The sequence below is a fragment of the Novosphingobium sp. AAP1 genome (assembly GCF_001295765.1).
GTDB classification, from domain to species: domain Bacteria; phylum Pseudomonadota; class Alphaproteobacteria; order Sphingomonadales; family Sphingomonadaceae; genus Novosphingobium; species Novosphingobium capsulatum.
Genome location: NZ_LJHO01000002.1, coordinates 366,510 through 384,874, shown reverse-complemented (window position 1 = coordinate 384,874; position 18,365 = coordinate 366,510). Strand labels below are relative to the sequence as shown.

20 protein-coding genes and 1 riboswitch are annotated in these 18,365 nt (G+C 65.0%); of the genes, 11 read left to right on the top strand and 9 right to left on the bottom strand.

The window, feature by feature from the left end:
• Nucleotides 1-45: 45 nt before the first annotated feature.
• The 4 genes from IP65_RS05670 to IP65_RS20790 form a co-directional block, all read right to left on the bottom strand.
• On the bottom strand, nucleotides 46-330 hold the full coding sequence (locus IP65_RS05670; protein ID WP_022676366.1) for a proton-translocating transhydrogenase family protein: 285 nt from the start codon (nucleotides 328-330) through the stop codon (nucleotides 46-48).
• 3 nt (nucleotides 331-333) lie between these two features.
• Complete coding sequence (locus IP65_RS20795) at nucleotides 334-747, bottom strand: endonuclease domain-containing protein (protein ID WP_082209119.1); 414 nt, start codon at nucleotides 745-747, stop codon at nucleotides 334-336.
• Between the two features lie 70 nt (nucleotides 748-817).
• A complete protein-coding gene (locus IP65_RS05665) occupies nucleotides 818-1,936 on the bottom strand; it encodes an NAD(P) transhydrogenase subunit alpha (RefSeq protein ID WP_028657878.1) in 1,119 nt (372 codons plus the stop codon).
• Between the two features lie 15 nt (nucleotides 1,937-1,951).
• Nucleotides 1,952-2,074, bottom strand: a complete 123-nt coding sequence (locus IP65_RS20790; RefSeq protein WP_022676364.1) for an aa3-type cytochrome c oxidase subunit IV — start codon at nucleotides 2,072-2,074, stop codon at nucleotides 1,952-1,954.
• Nucleotides 2,075-2,217: 143 nt separating this feature from the next.
• Between IP65_RS20790 and IP65_RS05660 the strand changes: the two genes are divergently transcribed.
• Complete coding sequence (locus IP65_RS05660; RefSeq protein ID WP_022676363.1) at nucleotides 2,218-3,636, top strand: sigma-54 dependent transcriptional regulator; 1,419 nt, start codon at nucleotides 2,218-2,220, stop codon at nucleotides 3,634-3,636.
• A 104-nt stretch (nucleotides 3,637-3,740) separates the two neighbouring features.
• Here the strand turns inward: IP65_RS05660 and folP are convergent, their stop codons facing one another.
• From folP to IP65_RS05645, 3 genes are all read right to left on the bottom strand, one after another.
• A complete protein-coding gene (gene folP / locus IP65_RS05655; protein ID WP_022676362.1) occupies nucleotides 3,741-4,850 on the bottom strand; it encodes a dihydropteroate synthase in 1,110 nt (369 codons plus the stop codon).
• Between the two features lie 139 nt (nucleotides 4,851-4,989).
• Entirely contained in the window at nucleotides 4,990-6,129 is a 1,140-nt protein-coding gene (locus IP65_RS05650) for a site-specific DNA-methyltransferase (RefSeq protein WP_022676361.1), read from the bottom strand.
• 219 nt (nucleotides 6,130-6,348) lie between these two features.
• Nucleotides 6,349-6,990 carry a ribonuclease HII gene (locus IP65_RS05645; RefSeq protein WP_156306463.1) on the bottom strand — a complete coding sequence of 214 codons (642 nt, stop codon included), beginning with the start codon at nucleotides 6,988-6,990 and terminating at the stop codon, nucleotides 6,349-6,351.
• Between the two features lie 10 nt (nucleotides 6,991-7,000).
• Here IP65_RS05645 and IP65_RS05640 point away from each other — a divergent pair, with 10 nt between their 5' ends.
• From IP65_RS05640 to IP65_RS05605, 8 genes are all read left to right on the top strand, one after another.
• On the top strand, nucleotides 7,001-8,170 hold the full coding sequence (locus IP65_RS05640) for a PQQ-dependent sugar dehydrogenase (RefSeq protein ID WP_022676359.1): 1,170 nt from the start codon (nucleotides 7,001-7,003) through the stop codon (nucleotides 8,168-8,170).
• Between the two features lie 81 nt (nucleotides 8,171-8,251).
• Nucleotides 8,252-8,929: a pyrimidine 5'-nucleotidase gene (locus IP65_RS05635; RefSeq protein ID WP_022676358.1), complete on the top strand. Its 678-nt coding sequence runs from the start codon at nucleotides 8,252-8,254 to the stop codon at nucleotides 8,927-8,929.
• Between the two features lie 71 nt (nucleotides 8,930-9,000).
• On the top strand, nucleotides 9,001-9,837 hold the full coding sequence (dapD, locus tag IP65_RS05630; RefSeq protein ID WP_022676357.1) for a 2,3,4,5-tetrahydropyridine-2,6-dicarboxylate N-succinyltransferase: 837 nt from the start codon (nucleotides 9,001-9,003) through the stop codon (nucleotides 9,835-9,837).
• Between the two features lie 90 nt (nucleotides 9,838-9,927).
• Nucleotides 9,928-10,146 (top strand): hypothetical protein, encoded by a 219-nt coding sequence (locus IP65_RS05625; protein WP_022676356.1) that lies wholly within the window; start codon nucleotides 9,928-9,930, stop codon nucleotides 10,144-10,146.
• Between the two features lie 18 nt (nucleotides 10,147-10,164).
• Nucleotides 10,165-10,527 carry a hypothetical protein gene (locus IP65_RS05620; RefSeq protein ID WP_022676355.1) on the top strand — a complete coding sequence of 121 codons (363 nt, stop codon included), beginning with the start codon at nucleotides 10,165-10,167 and terminating at the stop codon, nucleotides 10,525-10,527.
• 80 nt (nucleotides 10,528-10,607) lie between these two features.
• Nucleotides 10,608-10,910 (top strand): alkylphosphonate utilization protein, encoded by a 303-nt coding sequence (locus tag IP65_RS05615; protein ID WP_022676354.1) that lies wholly within the window; start codon nucleotides 10,608-10,610, stop codon nucleotides 10,908-10,910.
• Nucleotides 10,911-10,974: 64 nt separating this feature from the next.
• Nucleotides 10,975-11,403: an OsmC family protein gene (locus tag IP65_RS05610; protein WP_022676353.1), complete on the top strand. Its 429-nt coding sequence runs from the start codon at nucleotides 10,975-10,977 to the stop codon at nucleotides 11,401-11,403.
• Between the two features lie 245 nt (nucleotides 11,404-11,648).
• A complete protein-coding gene (locus tag IP65_RS05605) occupies nucleotides 11,649-11,942 on the top strand; it encodes a hypothetical protein (RefSeq protein WP_022676352.1) in 294 nt (97 codons plus the stop codon).
• A 110-nt stretch (nucleotides 11,943-12,052) separates the two neighbouring features.
• Here the strand turns inward: IP65_RS05605 and IP65_RS05600 are convergent, their stop codons facing one another.
• Both IP65_RS05600 and thiC read right to left on the bottom strand, forming a co-directional pair.
• Nucleotides 12,053-12,556: a glycine zipper 2TM domain-containing protein gene (locus IP65_RS05600; protein ID WP_022676351.1), complete on the bottom strand. Its 504-nt coding sequence runs from the start codon at nucleotides 12,554-12,556 to the stop codon at nucleotides 12,053-12,055.
• Nucleotides 12,557-12,689: 133 nt separating this feature from the next.
• Complete coding sequence (thiC, locus tag IP65_RS05595; RefSeq protein WP_054131096.1) at nucleotides 12,690-14,555, bottom strand: phosphomethylpyrimidine synthase ThiC; 1,866 nt, start codon at nucleotides 14,553-14,555, stop codon at nucleotides 12,690-12,692.
• A gap of 64 nt (nucleotides 14,556-14,619) precedes the next feature.
• Nucleotides 14,620-14,741, bottom strand: a riboswitch (TPP riboswitch).
• Between the two features lie 171 nt (nucleotides 14,742-14,912).
• On the opposite strand from thiC, the gene IP65_RS05590 reads away from it, so the two are divergent.
• A complete protein-coding gene (locus IP65_RS05590; protein WP_054131095.1) occupies nucleotides 14,913-17,039 on the top strand; it encodes a TonB-dependent siderophore receptor in 2,127 nt (708 codons plus the stop codon).
• Between the two features lie 5 nt (nucleotides 17,040-17,044).
• The gene (locus IP65_RS05585) at nucleotides 17,045-18,295 is read left to right on the top strand and encodes a PepSY domain-containing protein (RefSeq protein ID WP_054131094.1); all 1,251 of its coding nucleotides are present in this window, start codon (nucleotides 17,045-17,047) and stop codon (nucleotides 18,293-18,295) included.
• Nucleotides 18,296-18,365 lie beyond the last annotated feature (70 nt).

Genomic DNA, 18,365 nt, shown 5'->3' with positions numbered 1-18,365 from the left:
TGCGCGGCGCCACACTCACAGCCGCCGAGAGGAACGAGAAGTCCATCACTTCTTCTCCTTCTTCTTGTACATCGCCAGCATGCGCTGGGTAACGGCAAAACCGCCGAAGATATTGACCGACGCCAGGACCACTGCGCCGAGCCCCAGCACCTTGGCCAGTGGCGACCCCGCCGCTGCCGAGGCGACCAGGGCGCCGACGATGATGACCGACGAAATGGCATTGGTCACCGCCATCAACGGCGTATGCAAGGCCGGCGTGACCGACCAGACGACGTAGTAGCCGACAAAGCAGGCGAGCACGAAAATGCTCAGGATCGATATGAAGTCCATAGATCAGGTACCTTCAGATCCTCCCCCGGCGGGGGAGGTGGCAGCGCCTAGCGCTGACGGAGGGGGTGCTGCTTGGCACGCGGTTATAATGGCTTGGGCCGTGGCATCAGGGTCGCGGAGAACGTCGGCGGCGGGAATGCGGATCACGCGAAGCCCGTGGCGTTCCATCCACGCCGAACGCCGGGCATCAGCAAGCGGGCGAGAGCCCATGTCATGCGAAATCCCGTCGATCTCGAAGACAGTTCTAGACGCAGCGCAATAGAAATCAGCGACAAAGCCGCCCACCGGGTGCTGTCGGCGCAGCTTGATTCCCGCAGGCCGCTGCCGAAAGCGCTGCCACAGCAGAACCTCGGGCAAGCTCATGGCTTTGCGCAGCTTTCTCGCGCTTGTCAGTGCTTGCACGCTATGATCGCGCATCGCTACCCCCCCCTCCACCGCCCTGTGGGCGGTTCCCCTCCCCCGCAGGGGGAGGATCACTCGTCCATACTCACCCCTTGAGCCTTTCGTGCACGACCTGCCCGCCTTGCGTCAGGCGGATGGCGTTGCCGATTTCCTCGTCCAGCACCGGGCGGCCTTGTTCCTTGTCCCAGAAGGCCGAAAGGAAATTGAACAGGTTGCGCGAAAACAGGGCCGAAGCATCGGCCGGCAAGAGCGCGGGCGTGTTGGCATAGCCGACGATCTTCACGCCGTGGCGTTCCACTACCTGGTCGGCCACGCTGCCTTCCACGTTGCCGCCTTGCGCCACGGCCAAGTCATAGATGACCGAGCCTGGCCGCATCGTCGCGATCTGGGCATCGCTGATCAGGCGCGGCGCGGCGCGGCCGGGGATCAGCGCGGTGGTGATGACGATATCCTGCTTGGCGATATGGCTCGATACCAGTTCGGCCTGGGCCTTCTGGTATTCGGGGCTCATTTCGGTGGCATAGCCGCCCGCGCCTTCGCCCTCGATCCCCGCCACGTTCTCCACGAAGATCGGCTTGGCGCCCAGCGACTGGATCTGTTCCTTGGTGGCAGAGCGCACGTCGGTGGCGGAAACCTGCGCGCCCAGGCGGCGAGCGGTGGCGATGGCCTGGAGGCCGGCGACGCCCACGCCCATGATGAAGGCCTTGGCCGCGCTCACCGTGCCGGCCGCCGTCATCATCATCGGGAAAGCCCGGCCATAGAGATTGGCCGCCACCAGCACGGCCTTGTAGCCAGCGAGATTGGCCTGTGATGACAGGATATCCATCGATTGCGCGCGGGTGATGCGCGGCATGAATTCCATCGCCAGCGCCTCGAGCCCCGCAGCGGCATAGGCATCGACCCGGGCGCGCTGGCCAAAGGGATCGAGCCCTGCCACGATCCACGCACCAGGCGCGGCGCCAGCCAACAGCGCCGGATCGGGCCCCTGCACGCCCAGCACTATCTGCGCGCCGGCGGCGGCATCGGCGCTGGCAATCGCCGCGCCGGCGGCCTGAAAATCATCGTCGGAAATATCGGCGCCCTTCCCCGCGCCGCTTTCCACCACCAGTTTGGCCCCCAAAGCCGAAAGCTTGCGCACCGTTTCCGGTGTCGCCGCCACCCGGCTCTCCCCCGTCGCGCGTTCCCGAAGGACGGCGATCGTTATGTCATGTGACATTCTTTATTGTATGATCAGGATCACGAAAGCGACGATGAGCGCGATCACCGGCACGGAGACCTTGATCATCGAGATAAAGCCTTCGTAGGTTTCGCGTGCAGCCTTCATATCATTGGCAGACGTCATGCTCACTCATCCCTCGTTATTATCCTTGAGCGCACCTTAAACCGCTGCCCCGCGTCTCTCAAGGGCGATTGAATGGCCTGATTGTTTAATCAGGTTTTTACCAGAAATGCGTAATCGGGTGTTGTTTCAACGACGGGAAAATCATGGCCGAAGCCGACGACCGCCTGCTGATGCTGATCGATGATGAGCCTGCGCAATGCCGGCTGATCACGGCACTGGCCGCACGCGAAGGGTGGCGCACGCTCGTGGCCCGCGATTCCGAAACCGCGATTGCCACGCTCGGCACGCGCCAGGGCATGCAACTGGGCGCCATCATCCTGGATCAATGGGTTCCGGGCGACGATGCCTGTGCGCTGATCGCCGAACTCAAGGCGCGGCGCCCGGCCCTGCCGATCCTGATGCTCACCACCAGTGCCTCGCCACTGCTGGCGGTGGAAGCAATGCGCGCCGGGGCCACCGATTACCTGATCAAGCCCGTGGCACCCGATCGCCTGCTCCAGGCCCTGCGCAGCGCAACCACGCGCGAGGCGCCCGCGGCAGAGCTTCAGCCGCTCACCGAAAAGATCGGCACGACGCTCGACTTTGATTCGATGATCGGCGCCGCGCCGGCATTCCGCGCCGCACTGGCCGTGGCGGCCAAGGCGGCGCGCACCCAGCAGACCGTGCTGATCGAGGGCGAAAGCGGCACCGGCAAGGAAATGCTGGTGCGCGCGATGCACGCCGCCAGCCCGCGCGCCAAGGCGCCGCTGCGCATTGTCAACGCTGGCGGCATTCCCGCCAACCAGATCGAAAGCGTGCTGTTCGGCCACGAAAAGGGCGCGTTTCCCGGAGCCTTCGATCGGCATATCGGCGCGCTGCAACACGCTGACGGCGGCACGCTGGTAATCGACGAGGTCGATCGCCTGCCCCTTCATGTACAAGAACGGCTGACCCAGTTCGTCGAACGCGGTGATGTACAGCCGATCGGCGCGCGCCACTCGTTCCGCATCGACGTACGCCTGTTCGCGTGCAGCAATGCGCCGTTGCGCGATCTGGCCGAGGCGGGTTTCTATCATGCGCCCCTGGTCGATGCGCTCAGCACGGTGCACGTGCATCTGCCCGCGCTGCGCCAGCGGTCGGGCGATATCGCCGCGCTGGCGCGCTATTTCCTCGCGCGGATTGGCGAGCAGCCGGGCCTGCGCCCGCTTGGCATCACCGATAGCGCGCTGGCCCTGCTCAAGGCCTATGACTGGCCGGGCAACGTGCGGCAGTTACAGGCGACGCTGTTTCGCGCCGCCGTGTTCTGCGATGCAGAAACACTGACCGCGCAAGACTTCCCCAATCTCTCGACGATGGTGGGCGAAACCCCGCGCAGCCCGGCACCGATCAGCGATGGTGCCGGCGTGATGCTGTTCACCGCCGACGGCAACCTGCGCCCGCTGGAAGAGATCGAGGCCGATGTCATCCGCCTGGCGATCGGCCACTATCGCGGCCGCATGACCGAAGTGGCACGGCGCCTGGGGATCGGCCGCTCGACGCTCTACCGCAAGCTGTCGGAACTGGGCATCGACAACGCGGCCTGACGGGGGCGTGCGCGGCTGGGGGCTTCGACAAGCCCAGCCCGAACGGTATTCACAAACTGCTCTTTAATCCGTTCGGGCTGAGCTTGTCGAAGCCCCCCGCGCGCTCATGCCAGCTGCGAAAAATCGGTCAGTGCCGCATCGCGCAGGCCGCGCCACACGCGCATGGCCTGCACCGTTTCGGCCACATCGTGCACGCGCACCATGTGGCAACCTGCCTCCAGCGCCTTGATCGCCAGCATGACCGAGCCACCCAGGCGCTGGTCTGCCGGTGCCTCGCCGGCCAAGGCGCCGATCATGCGCTTGCGGCTGGCGGCAAACAGCACGGGTTGGCCCAGCGCGTGGAACAGCGGCAGGGCGTTGATCAGCGCCAGGTTTTCGGCCAGCGTCTTGCCAAAGCCGATGCCGGGATCGAGCAGGATCTTCTCGGCGGCAATGCCGGCGGCCAGCGCGGCATCACGCCGGGCGCGCAGGTCATCGAACACGTCGAGCACGACATCGCGATAATGCCCATCGGCGTGGAGGTCGTCCGCACCGCCCGGCGCATGCATCAGCACGACCGGCGCACCGCTGGCAGCGACAATCTCCATGCTGCGCGGATCGTGGCGCAGGGCGGAAACATCGTTGACAATATGCGCCCCGGCGGCAAGCGCGGCGGCAATCACGCTGGAACGCCGGCTGTCGATGGAAATGGCAGCGCCGGTGGCGGCAAGGCGCTCGATCACCGGCACCACGCGCTTGATCTCGTCCCCCTCCCACACCGCGGCGGCATTGGGCCGGGTGGATTCCCCACCCACGTCGATCACCGCCGCGCCCGCCGCCAGCATGGCCGAGGCATGGTCTAGCGCGACATCGGGCTTGTCGAGGAACTGGCCGCCATCGGAAAAGCTGTCGGGCGTGACGTTGAGAATGCCCATGACCAGCGGCTGATCGAGGCGCAGCACCCGCTCGCCACAGCCGATCGGCGCATGGTTTTTGCTCAGGTTGGCCCATTGCGCGCTGGCGTCGGCGGCCAGCGCATCGGGCAAGGCAGCAATGGCAGCAACTACGTCCCCCGCGCTGACAACCTGGCGCGAGACGATCTTGCCGTCACCCCGCACCAGCAGGGCAAAGCGGCTGGCGCAGGCGAGCCCGCCAGCCAGGCGCACGGCCTGACCGTCATCCGACTGCGGGCTTTCGGTCAAGGCGATGGGGCGAAGGTAAACCGTCTCGTTCATGCCAAAGCCTTTGCCCCAACCACCAACTATTCGTCACCCCGGGCTTGACCCGGGGTCCAGCTTCTTTTGGGCGCCTTGCGCTATCCTTCAGGAAAAGCGGGGCCCCGGATCAAGTCCGGGACGACGGCAATTAACCCGATCAGTCTTCCACCGCCAACAGATAGCGCTGGCGCAGCACGTCGATCGGCTTCATCTCGCCCTTGTCCATGAAGTGCCAGAACGTCCAGCCATTGCACGAGGCGGCGTTCTGCACCTTGGACCCCATGCCATGGATCGACCCGGTATCCTCGCCCACAGCCAGGCTGCCATCGGCGCGCACCACGGCCTGCCAGCGGCGCTTCTTGTCAGCGAGCACGGTGCCCGGCGTCAGCCAGCCACTTTCCACCAGCGAGCCGAACGGCACCTTGGGCGCGGCGCGCTTGGACTGCATGGTCTTGAGTGCGCTTTCATCGAGCGGCAGGGCCAGGTCGATACGCTCCTGCGCCACTTCAATATAATCGTCCTCGCGCTCGCAGCCGATCCAGTTGCGGCCCAGGCGCTTGGCCACAGCGCCGGTGGTGCCGGTGCCGAAGAATGGATCGAGCACCACGTCACCCTTGTTGGTGGTGGCCAGGATCACCCGATAGAGCAGCGATTCCGGCTTTTGCGTGGGGTGGGCCTTGGTGCCGTTGCGCTTGAGGCGTTCCTTGCCCGAACAGATCGGCAGCACCCAGTCAGAGCGCATCTGCAACTCGTCGTTCAAGGTCTTCATCGCGCGGTAGTTGAAGGTGTACTTCGCCTTCTCGCTCTTGGCTGCCCAGATCAGGGTTTCGTGGGCATTGGTGAACCGCGTGCCTTTGAAATTGGGCATGGGGTTGGTTTTGCGCCAGATGATGTCGTTGAGAATCCAGAAGCCCATGTCCTGCAGCATCGTGCCCAGGCGGAAGATGTTGTGATAGCTGCCGATCACCCAGATCGAGCCATTGGGCTTGAGCAGGCGATAGGCCTCGCTCAACCATTCGCGGGTGAAGCGATCATAGACGGCAAAGCTGTCGAACTTGTCCCAGTGATCGGTCACGGCGTCGACATGGCTGCCATCGGGGCGGGCCAGGTCGCCGCCAAGCTGCAGGTTGTAGGGCGGATCGGCAAAGATCATGTCAATCGAACCGGTGGGCAACGAGCGCATCATTTCAATGCAATCGCCCTTGAGGATGCGGTTGACCGGCAGCACCGGCGCCTGAACCTTGGCGGCCACTTTGGCCCGCAAGGCGCGGGTGCGCGTTTTCACTGCCGTAACCATGATACTTCCTTCCACTATCGCTTGTTGACGTGGAATCTGAATCATCGCGACTCGCAGGTCAAGGCGCGACTCGCGGATTTGCGCCGAGTCGCAGCGCTGCAAAAGCGGAACGGAACGAGTCCGCCAACCACATCTTGAGTCTCGGTGGGGGTGCGTGACTCAAGATATGGTGTGCGCAACTGTGGAAAATTTATTCGCAGGCCTTGCGCCGAGTCGCGGCTAAATCAGCAGCAGCTGCGCCACGGGGGCAAAACTGCGCCGATGCAGCGGCGTAGGGCCGTGCGTGCGCAGGGCGGCAAGGTGCTGCGCCGTGCCATAGCCGGCGTTGCGCTCCCAGCCGTAGTGCGGATGGAGTTCGGCCGCCGCCCGCATCATGCGGTCACGGTGCTCCTTGGCGATGATCGAGGCCGCAGAAATGCACGGCTCGATCGCGTCGCCACCAACAATCGGCCGCGCCGGCCAGCACCAATCGGCATGGCGCCCGTGCGGCGTGAGATTGCCATCGACACGCACCTCGCCCACATCGCCCTGCAATTGCGCCACGAGTTCCTGTACGGCGAGGGTCATCGCCAGCATGGTGGCGCCAAAGATGTTGAGGCGGTCGATCTCGGCCGGGTCCACCACGCCCACGCCCCAGTGGCACGACGCCTTGATCTGCTCTTCCAACACCGCGCGGCGCTTGGCCGAAAGCTTTTTGGAATCGGCCAGCCCTTCGGGCGGCCGCCGCCCCAGCACCACCGCAGCGGCCACCACCGGGCCGGCCAGGGGGCCGCGCCCCGCCTCGTCGACGCCAATCACATGCCCCGATACGCGGGCAGTAACACGGGTAATTCTGGTGGCACGGACGCGGGTTTCGGGCATTGTAGCGGGCATGACAAAAGGGATCCTCTGCCTCCTATCGCCGCTCGCGTTCCTGGCTGCAAGCTGCGGATCGCAAGCCCAGCCCGATAACGCCGCCGCCACGGCGCCCGAACAGCGCGACAGCTTCGTGATTACCGACCTGGCGCGCTTCGACAGCCCGTGGGCCATGGCGTTCCTGCCTGATGATGGCCAAGGCAAGACCGCCGTGCTGGTGACCGAACGCACCGGCGCGCTTAAGCTGTGGCGCGAAGGGGGCAAGGCCGTGGTCGTGTCTGGCACGCCCAAGGTGGACGCCGGCGGCCAGGGGGGCCTCGGCGATATTGCCCTCGCCCCCGATTTTGCCACCAGCGGGTTGGTCTATCTCACCTGGGTGGAAGCGGGCGCGGGGGATACGCGCGGCGCCGTGCTGGGCCGCGCGCGGCTGGTGCGCGATCAGGGCTCGCCCCGCCTCGAAGGCCTCACCGTGATCTGGCGGCAGGTACCCAAGGTTTCCGGGCGCGGCCATTTTGGCCATCGCATCGCCTTTGCGCCGGATGGCCAAAGCCTGTTCCTGTCTTCGGGCGAGCGGCAGAAGTTCATCCCGGCGCAGGATATGAACACCAACCTGGGCAAGGTCCTCCACCTCACGCTCGATGGCCAGCCCGCGCCGGGCAATCCCTTTGCGGCGCAAGGCGGCATTGCCGCGCAGGTGTGGACGCTGGGCCATCGCAACCCCTTGGGCTTGCAGTTCGATGCCCAGGGGCGCCTGTGGGATGTAGAGCACGGCCCGGCCGGCGGGGACGAGCTCAACCTGCTTTCACCCGGCAAGAACTATGGCTGGCCGCTGGTGTCCGATGGGGACAACTATGATGGCACGCCGATCCCGCGCAACGCAACGCGGCCAGACCTGGCGGCGCCGGCGATCAGCTGGAACCCGGTGATCGCGCCGGGCGATTTCGTGTTCTATTCGGGCAAGGCCTTTCCGCAGTGGCGCGGGCAGGCGCTGATCGCGGCGCTGGGCGCGGCCGGGATCGTTCGCGTGGGCCTGGAACCGGGGCCAGACGGCCACCCGGTGGGCAAGGAACTGGAGCGGATCGACCTGGGCACGCGGATACGCGAGATTCGCGAAGCGCGCGATGGTACGCTATGGATTCTCGAAGACGGCGAAAACGCCCGGCTGAGGAGGCTTGCCCCGCGCTGATTTTGCGGGCAGGCGGCGGCACCATGCTCTAAAGGCAGAGCCACGCTCATGAGGCCAGAGCCAAGCTCGCAAGGATGACGGATGCCCTTTGACCCATCGCGTGTCGATTGCTGGATCTTCGATCTGGATAACACGCTGTACCCGGCCGAAACCTGCCTGTTCGACCAGATCGACGTGCGCATGGGCGCCTATATTGCCGATCTACTGGGCTGCGACCATGCCGAGGCGCGCCGCGTGCAGAAGATGTATTTCCACGACCATGGCACCACGCTCGCTGGCCTGATGCATTTCCACGGCGTCGATCCCTATGAATTCCTTGGCTATGTTCACGATGTCGACATGGCCCCCCTGAACCGTGCGCCGCGCCTGGAAGAACGCCTGATGCGCCTGCCCGGGCGCCGCCTGGTCTTTACCAATGGCGATGCAGCCTATGCCACACGGGTGCTCGATGCCCTGGGCATCACCCACTGCTTTGAAGGCCTGTGGGACATTCACGCCATGGAATACAAGCCCAAGCCCGAGCCATCGGCCTATCGCGGCTTTGTCTCCGCCTTTGGCATCGACCCTACCCGCTCGGTATTCTTCGAGGATTCGGCGCGTAACCTCACCCCGGCCAAGGCCATGGGCATGCAGACGGTCTGGCTCGACTTCGGGACGGATTGGGGCGCCCGCGCTCGCGACGAGACCGCGATCGACGAGACGATCGACGATCTTGCTGCCTGGCTCGACGCGCTTGCCGCCGACGGTCACCTCGGCTAGGCGCCCTGCCCAAGCAGACTGTCCAGACCCCCCAAGGCCAGACCATCTCAGTATTGCCCGGAGAAACACACATGACCGCACAGCTTGAAGCCGCCATCGAAGCCGCCTGGGACAACCGCGCGGACGTGACGCCGGCCAGCAACGATGTGCGCGTGGTGGTGGAACAGGCCCTCGCCCTGCTCGATGCTGGCGAAGCGCGCGTGGCGGAAAAGGTCGATGGCGCGTGGCGCGTGAACCAGTGGCTGAAGAAGGCCGTGCTGCTCTCGTTCCGCCTCAATGACAATGTCGTGATTGAGGGTGGCGCCGGTGGCGCCCCGGCCTTTGACAAGGTGCCGAGCAAGTTTGCCGGCTGGGACGAAGCCGCCTTTCGCGCCGCCGGGTTCCGCGTGGTGCCGGGCGCCGTGGCGCGGCGCGGCGCACACATTGCCAAGAACGTCGTGCTGATGCCCAGCTTCGTCAACATCGGCGCGTTCGTCGATGAAGGCACCATGGTCGATACCTGGGCCACGGTGGGTTCGTGCGCGCAGATCGGCAAGAACGTGCATATCTCGGGCGGCGTCGGCATCGGCGGCGTGCTCGAACCGCTGCAGGCCGGCCCGGTGATCATCGAAGACGGCGCGTTCATCGGCGCGCGCTCGGAGGTGGCCGAAGGCGTGATCGTGGGCGAAGGCGCGGTGCTGTCGATGGGCGTGTTCCTGGGCGCCAGCACCAAGATCATCGACCGCGCCACCGGCGAAGTGCATATCGGCCGCGTGCCCCCTTACGCCGTGGTCGTGCCCGGCTCGCTGCCCGGCAAGCCGCTGCCCGATGGCACGCCCGGGCCGTTGCTCTATTGCGCCGTGATCGTCAAGACGGTGGACGCGCAAACCCGCAGCAAGACCGGCATCAACGAGCTGCTGCGCGACTGACGCGGAACCACGCGGGCTCTCCGCGCGTAGAATCAGGCAAAAGGGGCGCGCCACCCGTGCGCCCCGCCGATGAAACGCAGGAGAGTCGTCATGCAGAACGACCATACCCAACGACAGGAGCCGCCGGCGCGGCTGTCCACCGACGAAGCGCGTAGCGCCGTCGGCTTGAACGTGGTGCGCTGGGTACTTCTGATCAGCCTCGTGCTGGCAATCCTGGCCTTGTCTGCCATCTGGATCACCGGTGCGCTCACGACACCACAGGCCGATCACAACGGCGTCGTCAGTGGCCAGGCCACGCCATCTTCCTGATCTGCCGGAAACCGCGCGATGCCCAGCGGCTGGAAGCTCGAACCCGATAGCCGCGACCGCCTGATGGCGCTCTTCCCGCCACGCTATCCGCACACTGTGGCAGACCATGTGACGCGCACGGTTCATGCCGGCCCCGGTGATCCCTTGCCACCAGCGATCCGCCACGCCCGCGTTGTCGGCCATATCGATGACGGCGCGGGCGTGGAGGCGCTGGTGGTGGCGCTCGAAGGCTCCACCCGCAGGCCGGACGGTGGCATCTGGCACATCACATGGTCTCTGGCGGAAGACCGCGCGGCCCGGGAAAGCAATGTCGCCCTGGCCATGCGCGCCTGGAAACCCCGCGACGGTGGCGCAATCGTGCTCGTCCCGGCGGTGTGGTAAGACAAGTTCCCGCAAGGGCTGGCGCCCGTGCCCCCAACCTGCCATGGCCCCACCGGGACCACAGCATAAAGGGGCGGGACATGAGCGACGACGAATACGTTTACGATGATGAAAGCGGCGAATGGATGACGGCCGCGGAACTGGCCACGCGGCGCGCGGCGGCCAACGCCGTGGAAGTGCGCGACGCCGTGGGCAACGTGCTGCAGGACGGTGACCAGGTTACGCTGATCAAGGATCTTGATGTCAAAGGCGCCGGGCAGACGCTCAAGCGCGGCACGCTGATCAAGTCGATCCGCCTCACCGGCGACGCACAGGAAATCGACTGCAAGTTCGATGGGATCAAGGGCCTCGTGCTGCGCGCAGAGTTCGTGCGCAAGCGCTGAACTGGATGGAACGGGCCGCTGGCCAGGGCGTTCAACGGGCAAACCCCATCAAGGAGATGCCCCAATGCCCACCAGCACCGCTTCTGCCCGTTATGAAGGGCTCGGCAAGCCCGGCAAAGGATCGATAAGCACGGCCTCGGGCGTGCTGTCAGACCAGCCCTATGGCTTTGGCTCGCGGTTCGAAGGCAAGCCGGGCACCAACCCGGAGGAACTGATCGCCGCCGCGCATGCGGCGTGCTTCACCATGGCCACCAGCTTTGCCCTCGCCAAGGCCGGTTATGCCGATGGCACGCTCGACACGACCGCCAAGGTTACGTTGGAGGCCGATGGCGACGGCTTCAAGGTGACGCGCAGCGCACTTGCACTCAAGGCGGCAATCCCCGGTATCGCCGAATCGGATTTCGCCAAAATTGCCGATGAGGCCAAGGCCAACTGCCCGATTTCGCGCCTGCTGAACTGCGAAGTCACGCTGGAGCGCACGCTCGAAGCCTAAGCGTTCCGGCACTTTCCCGTGTTTTCGTATGCGCCCGGCCACCTCCCCCATGGCTGGGCGCATATTGTTATGCATGAAAACAAACGCTTTTCAAAACCGAGCGCTCGCCACTTGCAAATCATGCAAGCGGGCGGGCAACCTAAGCAATTGCTCGCAGGCGCAGCATGGGTGAAACGCGCTGCAACAAGAACACAACAGACGGGTGTCCGAAGGCAATCTCGCCTTTATGATCAGGGGAAATTGCCATGCTTCGTTCTTTCATTTCGACCGCCGCCGCCGCTCTCGTGCTTGCCGCCCCCGCCGTGGCCTCGGCCGAAACCCAGCCTGACAGCTTCGCCTACAAGGGCGTGAGCTATTCCTACACCACCGAAACCAAGGGCGAAGAAAAGATCGTCCGTGGCACCGCCTATGCCGGCAAGGTGCCCTTCGAACTGCACATCCGCAAGAAGTCGGTGGAAGGCACGTTCAACGATCGCCCGGTCGCCTTCACGCTCAACGACGTGAAGAAGCTCGGCATCGCGGTCGACGCTGCCAAGTAAGCCTGTTGAGGCCTGACGTGGGATTGTCCCGCGCCATGCCGACATGAAAAAGGCCCTTTCGCCGCGTGGCGAAAGGGCCTTTTTCATGTGTGCCGATGCCCGGTTGGGGATCAGCGGCAACGCACGTTGTTGCTGTCGATCGCGGCACCGGCGGCAGCGCCACCGATTGCGCCGAGGATCGCGCCGAGCGGACGGGAATCGCCCTGGGCAATCACCGAGCCGAGCAGCGCGCCCGACACACCACCGACGATCAGGCCGGTCGAGCCATCGGAACGGCGGCAATAATAGCGACCATCATTGCCGCGATAAATCCGCTCATTGGCGCTCAGGCGATGTTCGCCGTAGCGCGGATCGTCGCGGTAATAGCGATCGGCATAGTAGCCGCCGTAGCTGGGATCGGGACGGTTGTAGTCATAGTTGCCATAGCGGCGATAATAGCCGTCGTCGCGATAGCCCCAGCCGCCGCCACCGGCATAACCGCCTTCGATGCCACCGTAACCGCCGCGATGGCGGTGATAGCCGTTGTCATAGCCGGGGCGACCATCATAACCATCGGTACAAGCGGCGGTCAGGCCCGACGCTGCAAGTGCCACTGCCAGCAAAGCCTTCTTCATGGCGCGATCTCCATCACGAGAGCGGAGCGCCACCCCATGGCGACGCGACCTTCCAGATGGACAGGCAATGATTGGAAACCGCGCTGGTTCCTGCGCTGGTTACACGATGGCAACCAGCGCAGGACGCACCGCCTTATTGCGCGGCCGGCAGATAGAGTTCGCTACCGGCCTCGCGATACTTGTCGCTCATGGCCTGCATCCCCGCCTCGGCCTCTTCGGCGGCGATGAAGGTATCGGCGGCCTGGTTCTGTTTCGATGCAAATTCACGCACTTCCTGCGTGATCTTCATCGAGCAGAACTTGGGCCCGCACATCGAGCAGAAGTGCGCGGTCTTGGCCCCTTCGGCCGGCAGGGTCTGGTCGTGGTACTGCTCGGCCGTTTCGGGATCGAGGCTGAGGTTGAACTGGTCGCGCCAGCGAAATTCGAAGCGGGCGCGGCTCAACGCATCATCGCGCAGCTTGGCCGCCGGATGTCCCTTGGCCAGATCGGCGGCATGGGCGGCGAGCTTGTAGGTGACGACGCCAACCTTGACGTCATCGCGATCTGGCAGGCCCAGATGTTCCTTGGGCGTGACATAGCACAGCATGGCGGTGCCGAACCAACCGATCATCGCCGCGCCGATGCCGCTGGTGATATGATCATAACCCGGCGCGATATCGGTGACGAGCGGCCCGAGCGTATAGAACGGCGCCTCGCCACAGGCGGCCAGCTGCTTGTCCATGTTCTCCTTGACCTTGTGCATCGGCACATGGCCCGGCCCCTCGATCATCACCTGCACGTCCTGCGCCCAGGCACGCTTGGTCAGTTCACCCAAAGTGTAAAGCTCGGCAAACTGTGCCTCGTCATTGGCGTCGGCCACGCTGCCCGGGCGCAGGCCATCGCCCAGCGAATAGGCGATGTCATAGGCCTTCATGATCTCGGTGATCTCGTCAAAATGCTCGTAGAGGAAGCTTTCGCGGTGGTGCGCCAGGCACCACTTGGCCATGATCGAGCCGCCCCGGCTGACGATCCCGGTCACGCGCTTGGCGGTGAGCGGAATATAGGGCAGGCGCACCCCGGCGTGGATGGTGAAATAGTCCACGCCCTGTTCGGCCTGCTCGATCAAGGTATCGCGGAAGATGTCCCAGGTCAGGTCTTCGGCAATGCCGCCGACCTTTTCCAGCGCCTGATAGATCGGCACGGTGCCGATCGGCACCGGGCTGTTGCGCAGGATCCATTCGCGCGTGTCGTGGATGTTGCGCCCGGTCGACAGGTCCATCACCGTGTCGGCGCCCCAGCGGATCGCCCAGACCATCTTGTCCACTTCGTTGGCCACATCAGACGCGACCGCCGAATTGCCGATGTTGGCATTGATCTTGACCAGGAAATTGCGCCCGATCGCCATCGGTTCGCTTTCCGGATGATTGATGTTGTTGGGGATGATCGCGCGGCCGCGCGCCACTTCGTCGCGCACGAATTCGGCCGTGACGTAGTCGGGGATGCTGGCGCCCCAATCCTGGCCGTCGCGCACCAAGGCTTCCTTCAACTGGCGGCGGCCCAGGTTTTCACGGATCGCCACGTATTCCATCTCGGGCGTGACAATACCCTGGCGGGCATAGTGCATCTGGGTGACATTGGCGCCGGCCTTGGCCCGCAGCGGCGCTGTATTGACATTGGGAAACGCCGGTACGCCGCCCGAACGGTCCGGCCCCTTGAGGCCATTGTCCTCGGGCTTCACTTCGCGCGCGGCGTAGGTCTCCACGTCGCCACGGCCCACGATCCATTCGTGGCGCAGGCGCGGCAGGCCGGCGCGAATGTCGATCGCCTGCTTGGGATCGCTATAGGGGCCTGAGGTGTCATAGACGCGCAGCGGCGGCTCGCCACAGCCCGGCTCCAGCGCGATTTCGCGCATTGCCACGGTCATGCCGGGGAAACGCGGCGATTCCACGTGGATCTTGCGGCTGCCGCGGATGGGGCCGGTGGTGACACCGATTTCCAGCGGGGAATTGAGATCGGCCATACACGAGTTTCCTTTCGTGTGGACGAACGAAAGGCTGTGGCACGCACGTGTAACGCTGGGCCGGCCCTCCCTCCGCCCGTGCTAACGGGTTCAGGTTCGACGGGTCGGGCTGCGTGACCAGCCCCTCTCAGCCTTTGCTCAACCCGGCAACGCAGGCGCGTTGCCCAGGCCACTGGCTCCCCGGGGTGCCCGCATCCTAGGGCCAAGGGCGCAACGCTGCAAGCCGGACGGACTCCATCGTCGGTCGAGTTGAGACAAGCGCTACTTTTTTGAAAATGATTATCACTCTCCTTGACTCATGATAACCATTCGCATTAGCGGGCGGTGAGAAATCATTGTTCAGGAAGGATTGAGACCATGGCCCCCACGCATTTGCGCCACGCGATGCTGGCCTGCGGCGTTTCGCTGGGTGTGCTGGCGGCGGCGCCCGCCCATGCCGACAGCACTGCGGACGCCGCGAGTGCCAGCGCCAGTGATGCCGACGCTGGCCGCACCATTGTGGTCAACGGCGAAAAGGGGGAGACGGTGGCAAGCGGCGCTACCGGCCTGGCGCTATCCTTGATGGATACGCCGCAATCGGTCAGCGTGGTCGATCGAAAGTTCCTGGATGACTTTGCGCTGGACGAAACCAACCAGTTGCTGCGCTACGTTACGGGCGTCAATGTCGACCAGGTCGAAACCGAGCGCACGTACTACAACGCGCGGGGGTTCGACATCGTCGACGCGATGATCGACGGGATCAGCCTGCCCAATATCTGGGGCCCGACGATCGGCGCCCAGGATTCGGTGATGTGGGACAACGTGGAAGTGGTGCGCGGGGCCAACGCGCTGCTCACCGGCGCAGGCAATCCTTCGGGCACGATCAATTATCACCGCCGCCATCCCACCGGCCAGCGCCATATGTCGGCCGAGCTGTCCTATGGCTCATGGAACAAGAAGCGCGCCGAGGTGGACCTTGACCTGCCGCTGACCGCCGATGGCAAATGGGCCGTGCGCGTAACCGGCGCGGCGCAGGACGGCGATTCCTACCTGCGCAGCTATCACCACAGCCGCACCGCGATTTCCGGCGTTCTGGATGGCGAAATCACCCCCAACCTGCATCTCTCGGCCGGCTATATGCGCCAGGATGGCAAGTCCACCGGGGTGATGTGGGGCGCCCTGCCCTTGCAGGACAGCAAGGGCAACCAGCTGGAGTTTGACCGCAGCGCCTCTACCACGATGGACTGGACCTATTGGAATACGCATGACCAGACCGCCTATGGCCAGCTGACCTGGGATTTCGCCCCGGGCTGGAGCGTGCGCGCCCATGTCACGCGCAAGTACCACAACGAAGATTCGCGGTTGTTCTATGTCTATGGCACGCCAAAGCACGACAGCCAGACCGGCGCCTGGGGCGGGCTCTTTGGCAATCCCGGCGCCTATGCCCCCGTCGCCAAAGGCTGGATCTATGACGGCACGGTACAGGGCAGCTATCGCCTGTTCGGCCGCGACCAGCAGCTGACGCTGGGCGTGCAGCGCACGGTGGGAACCTATGAATACTATGGCCGCGCCGTGCCTGACAGCGATCCTGCCTGGGGTCAGATTCGCGGCCTGCCCGGCAGCTGGACCGGACAGGAAGTCGCCCTCCCCGCCTATGGCGCCAGCGTGCAGCAGGAGCATACCGAAGATCGCCAGTGGCGCCTGCGCGGGGCATCGGATGTATCGCTGACCCAAAAGCTCAGCGTGCTGCTGGGCGCCAGTTACCTTGTCGAAAAGACGCGTGGGATCAGCTTTGGCGCCAGCACCGACAAGAATGAAAAGGCGCTGAGCCCATTCGTCGGCGTGACCTACAAGGCCCTGCCCGGCGTCAATCTCTATGCCAGCTATTCCAGCATCTTTGCCCCGCAGGCCAATCTCGACATCGACCGCAGGCCCTTGGGCGCGGCCAAAGGCAAGAGCTATGAAGCCGGGCTCAAGGCGCAGACACCGGGCGGCGGGCTGTTTGGATCGGTCGCCTGGTTCCGCGCCGAACAAAGCAACCTGGCCGATGCGGGCGCTTACGACACGGCCACCGGCCAGACCCTGTACAACGGCATCCGCGCCGTCAGCCGCGGGGTAGAGGCAGAAGTGGGTGGCAAGCTGACCTCCACGCTCACGATCCAGGCCGGCGCCACCACGCTCAAGATGGACGATGGCGCGGGCAGGCAAGTGCGTACGTATGTGCCGCGCAACACCGCCAACCTGGCACTGCGCTGGAATCCCATCGCGCCGCTGCAACTGGGCGCGGCGGTCAAGTGGCAGGACACGATCTATTCCGGCACCGTGCGCCAGGGCGATTATGCCACGCTGCAATTGCAGGCCGGGTATAAATTGAACGAGAACGTTCAGTTCAATTTCAACGTCGCCAATGTGACCAACCACAAGTACCTGACCAGCCTGTATTGGACGCAGGCCTATTACGCCGCGCCGCGCAATGTCACCGGCTCTGTCCGTGTGACGTTCTGACCGTCATGGCGCTTCCCGGCCGTCCGTTCTGGGTGATCGTCCATCGCTGGGCGGGGCTGACTCTTGCCCTGTTCCTGGCGGTGGCGGGGCTCACCGGATCGCTGTTGCCGTGGTTCGAGGAACTCGACGCAGCCACGGCGCCAGCGATGCAGAACGCAGCCCCGCCCCGCCCTGGCATGGCAGCGCTTGATCCGCTGGCGGTGCGCGCCGGGCTGCTTGCCCGCCATCCCGCGGCGCGGGTCGATTTCGTCTACCTCACCCGCCTGCCCGGCCGGGCCGATCGGCTCTATGCCACCTGGCCCGACCCCAGGACCGGCCTGGAACGGCGCGATCGGCCGGATTGGGACGATGTCTTCCTCAATCCCTGGACCGGCGCCGAGCAGGGCCATCGCCGCAATGGGGACGTGCGCCAGGGCATCAAGAATCTGATGCCGTTCCTCTATCGCCTGCACTATTCTCTGGCGCTGGGCCCATGGGGCCTGTTCACCATGGGCGTGGCAGCGCTGGTCTGGACGGTGGATTGCTTTGTCGGGTTCTATCTCACCCTGCCGCCCGGCGCGTTGGGCAAAGGCGGCCTGTGGCGTCGCTGGCGGCCCAGTTGGAAAGTGCGCCGGCCCACCAGCAGCTACAAGCTGACATTCGACCTGCACCGCGCCGGTGGGCTGTGGCTCTGGCCGATCCTGCTGGTCTTTGCGCTGTCCAGCGTCTCGTTCAACCTGCCCCAGGTCTATCGCCCGGTGCTTGGCCTGCTGGGCGGGCAGGATGACGAGGCCCTGCTGGAAGCGTCTGCCCTGCCCAGCCCGCGCTGGAACCCCGCGCTCGATTTCCCCGCCGCCGCGCGACACGGGGCGGTGCTGGCGCAGCAAGAGACAGCGCGGCGCGGGCTGTCCCTGCGCCCGGATGGGCGGGCCTGGCTCTGGTACATTCCGGCAACCGGGCTCTATGTCTATGGCGTCAAGTCTTCGGCCGACATCACGCAAGAAGGCGGCGGCACGCGGATCGCGTTTGATGGCAACAGCGGCGCAATGCGTCACGTCTCCCTGCCCACCGGAGCCCAGGGCGCAACGACGTTCACCACCTGGATTGTCGCGCTGCACATGGCCCATGTCGGCGGGCTGGCATGGCGCATTGCCGTCAGCGTGATCGGCCTTGGCGTCACAGTGCTGTCGGTCACCGGCGTGTTGATCTGGCTGCGCAAGCGATCGGCCCGCGCCGGCCGCCGCTTCAAGGCTGCGGCCCGGCCGGCGCGGGCATGACATCAACACTTCGCCGCGGAAAAGCGCCGTGCATTGCTGACAGGCCCTTAGGGGCGGTTGCATGGTCGCG

Bases quoted from the DNA above. Each gene is read 5' to 3' on its own strand.
- IP65_RS05620 (WP_022676355.1), top strand. From the start codon at position 10,165: ATGCCCAGCGGCTGGAAGCTCGAACCCGATAGCCGCGACCGCCTGATG.
- IP65_RS05610 (WP_022676353.1), top strand. From the start codon at position 10,975: ATGCCCACCAGCACCGCTTCTGCCCGTTATGAAGGGCTCGGCAAGCCC.
- IP65_RS05600 (WP_022676351.1), bottom strand. From the start codon at position 12,556: ATGAAGAAGGCTTTGCTGGCAGTGGCACTTGCAGCGTCGGGCCTGACC.
- IP65_RS20790 (WP_022676364.1), bottom strand. From the start codon at position 2,074: ATGACGTCTGCCAATGATATGAAGGCTGCACGCGAAACCTACGAAGGC.
- IP65_RS20795 (WP_082209119.1), bottom strand. From the start codon at position 747: ATGCGCGATCATAGCGTGCAAGCACTGACAAGCGCGAGAAAGCTGCGC.
- IP65_RS05670 (WP_022676366.1), bottom strand. From the start codon at position 330: ATGGACTTCATATCGATCCTGAGCATTTTCGTGCTCGCCTGCTTTGTC.
- IP65_RS05615 (WP_022676354.1), top strand. From the start codon at position 10,608: ATGAGCGACGACGAATACGTTTACGATGATGAAAGCGGCGAATGGATG.
- IP65_RS05585 (WP_054131094.1), top strand. From the start codon at position 17,045: ATGGCGCTTCCCGGCCGTCCGTTCTGGGTGATCGTCCATCGCTGGGCG.
- IP65_RS05650 (WP_022676361.1), bottom strand. From the start codon at position 6,129: ATGGTTACGGCAGTGAAAACGCGCACCCGCGCCTTGCGGGCCAAAGTG.
- IP65_RS05660 (WP_022676363.1), top strand. From the start codon at position 2,218: ATGGCCGAAGCCGACGACCGCCTGCTGATGCTGATCGATGATGAGCCT.
- folP (WP_022676362.1), bottom strand. From the start codon at position 4,850: ATGAACGAGACGGTTTACCTTCGCCCCATCGCCTTGACCGAAAGCCCG.
- IP65_RS05640 (WP_022676359.1), top strand. From the start codon at position 7,001: ATGACAAAAGGGATCCTCTGCCTCCTATCGCCGCTCGCGTTCCTGGCT.
- thiC (WP_054131096.1), bottom strand. From the start codon at position 14,555: ATGGCCGATCTCAATTCCCCGCTGGAAATCGGTGTCACCACCGGCCCC.
- IP65_RS05590 (WP_054131095.1), top strand. From the start codon at position 14,913: ATGGCCCCCACGCATTTGCGCCACGCGATGCTGGCCTGCGGCGTTTCG.
- IP65_RS05625 (WP_022676356.1), top strand. From the start codon at position 9,928: ATGCAGAACGACCATACCCAACGACAGGAGCCGCCGGCGCGGCTGTCC.
- IP65_RS05645 (WP_156306463.1), bottom strand. From the start codon at position 6,990: ATGCCCGAAACCCGCGTCCGTGCCACCAGAATTACCCGTGTTACTGCC.
- IP65_RS05605 (WP_022676352.1), top strand. From the start codon at position 11,649: ATGCTTCGTTCTTTCATTTCGACCGCCGCCGCCGCTCTCGTGCTTGCC.
- IP65_RS05635 (WP_022676358.1), top strand. From the start codon at position 8,252: ATGCCCTTTGACCCATCGCGTGTCGATTGCTGGATCTTCGATCTGGAT.
- dapD (WP_022676357.1), top strand. From the start codon at position 9,001: ATGACCGCACAGCTTGAAGCCGCCATCGAAGCCGCCTGGGACAACCGC.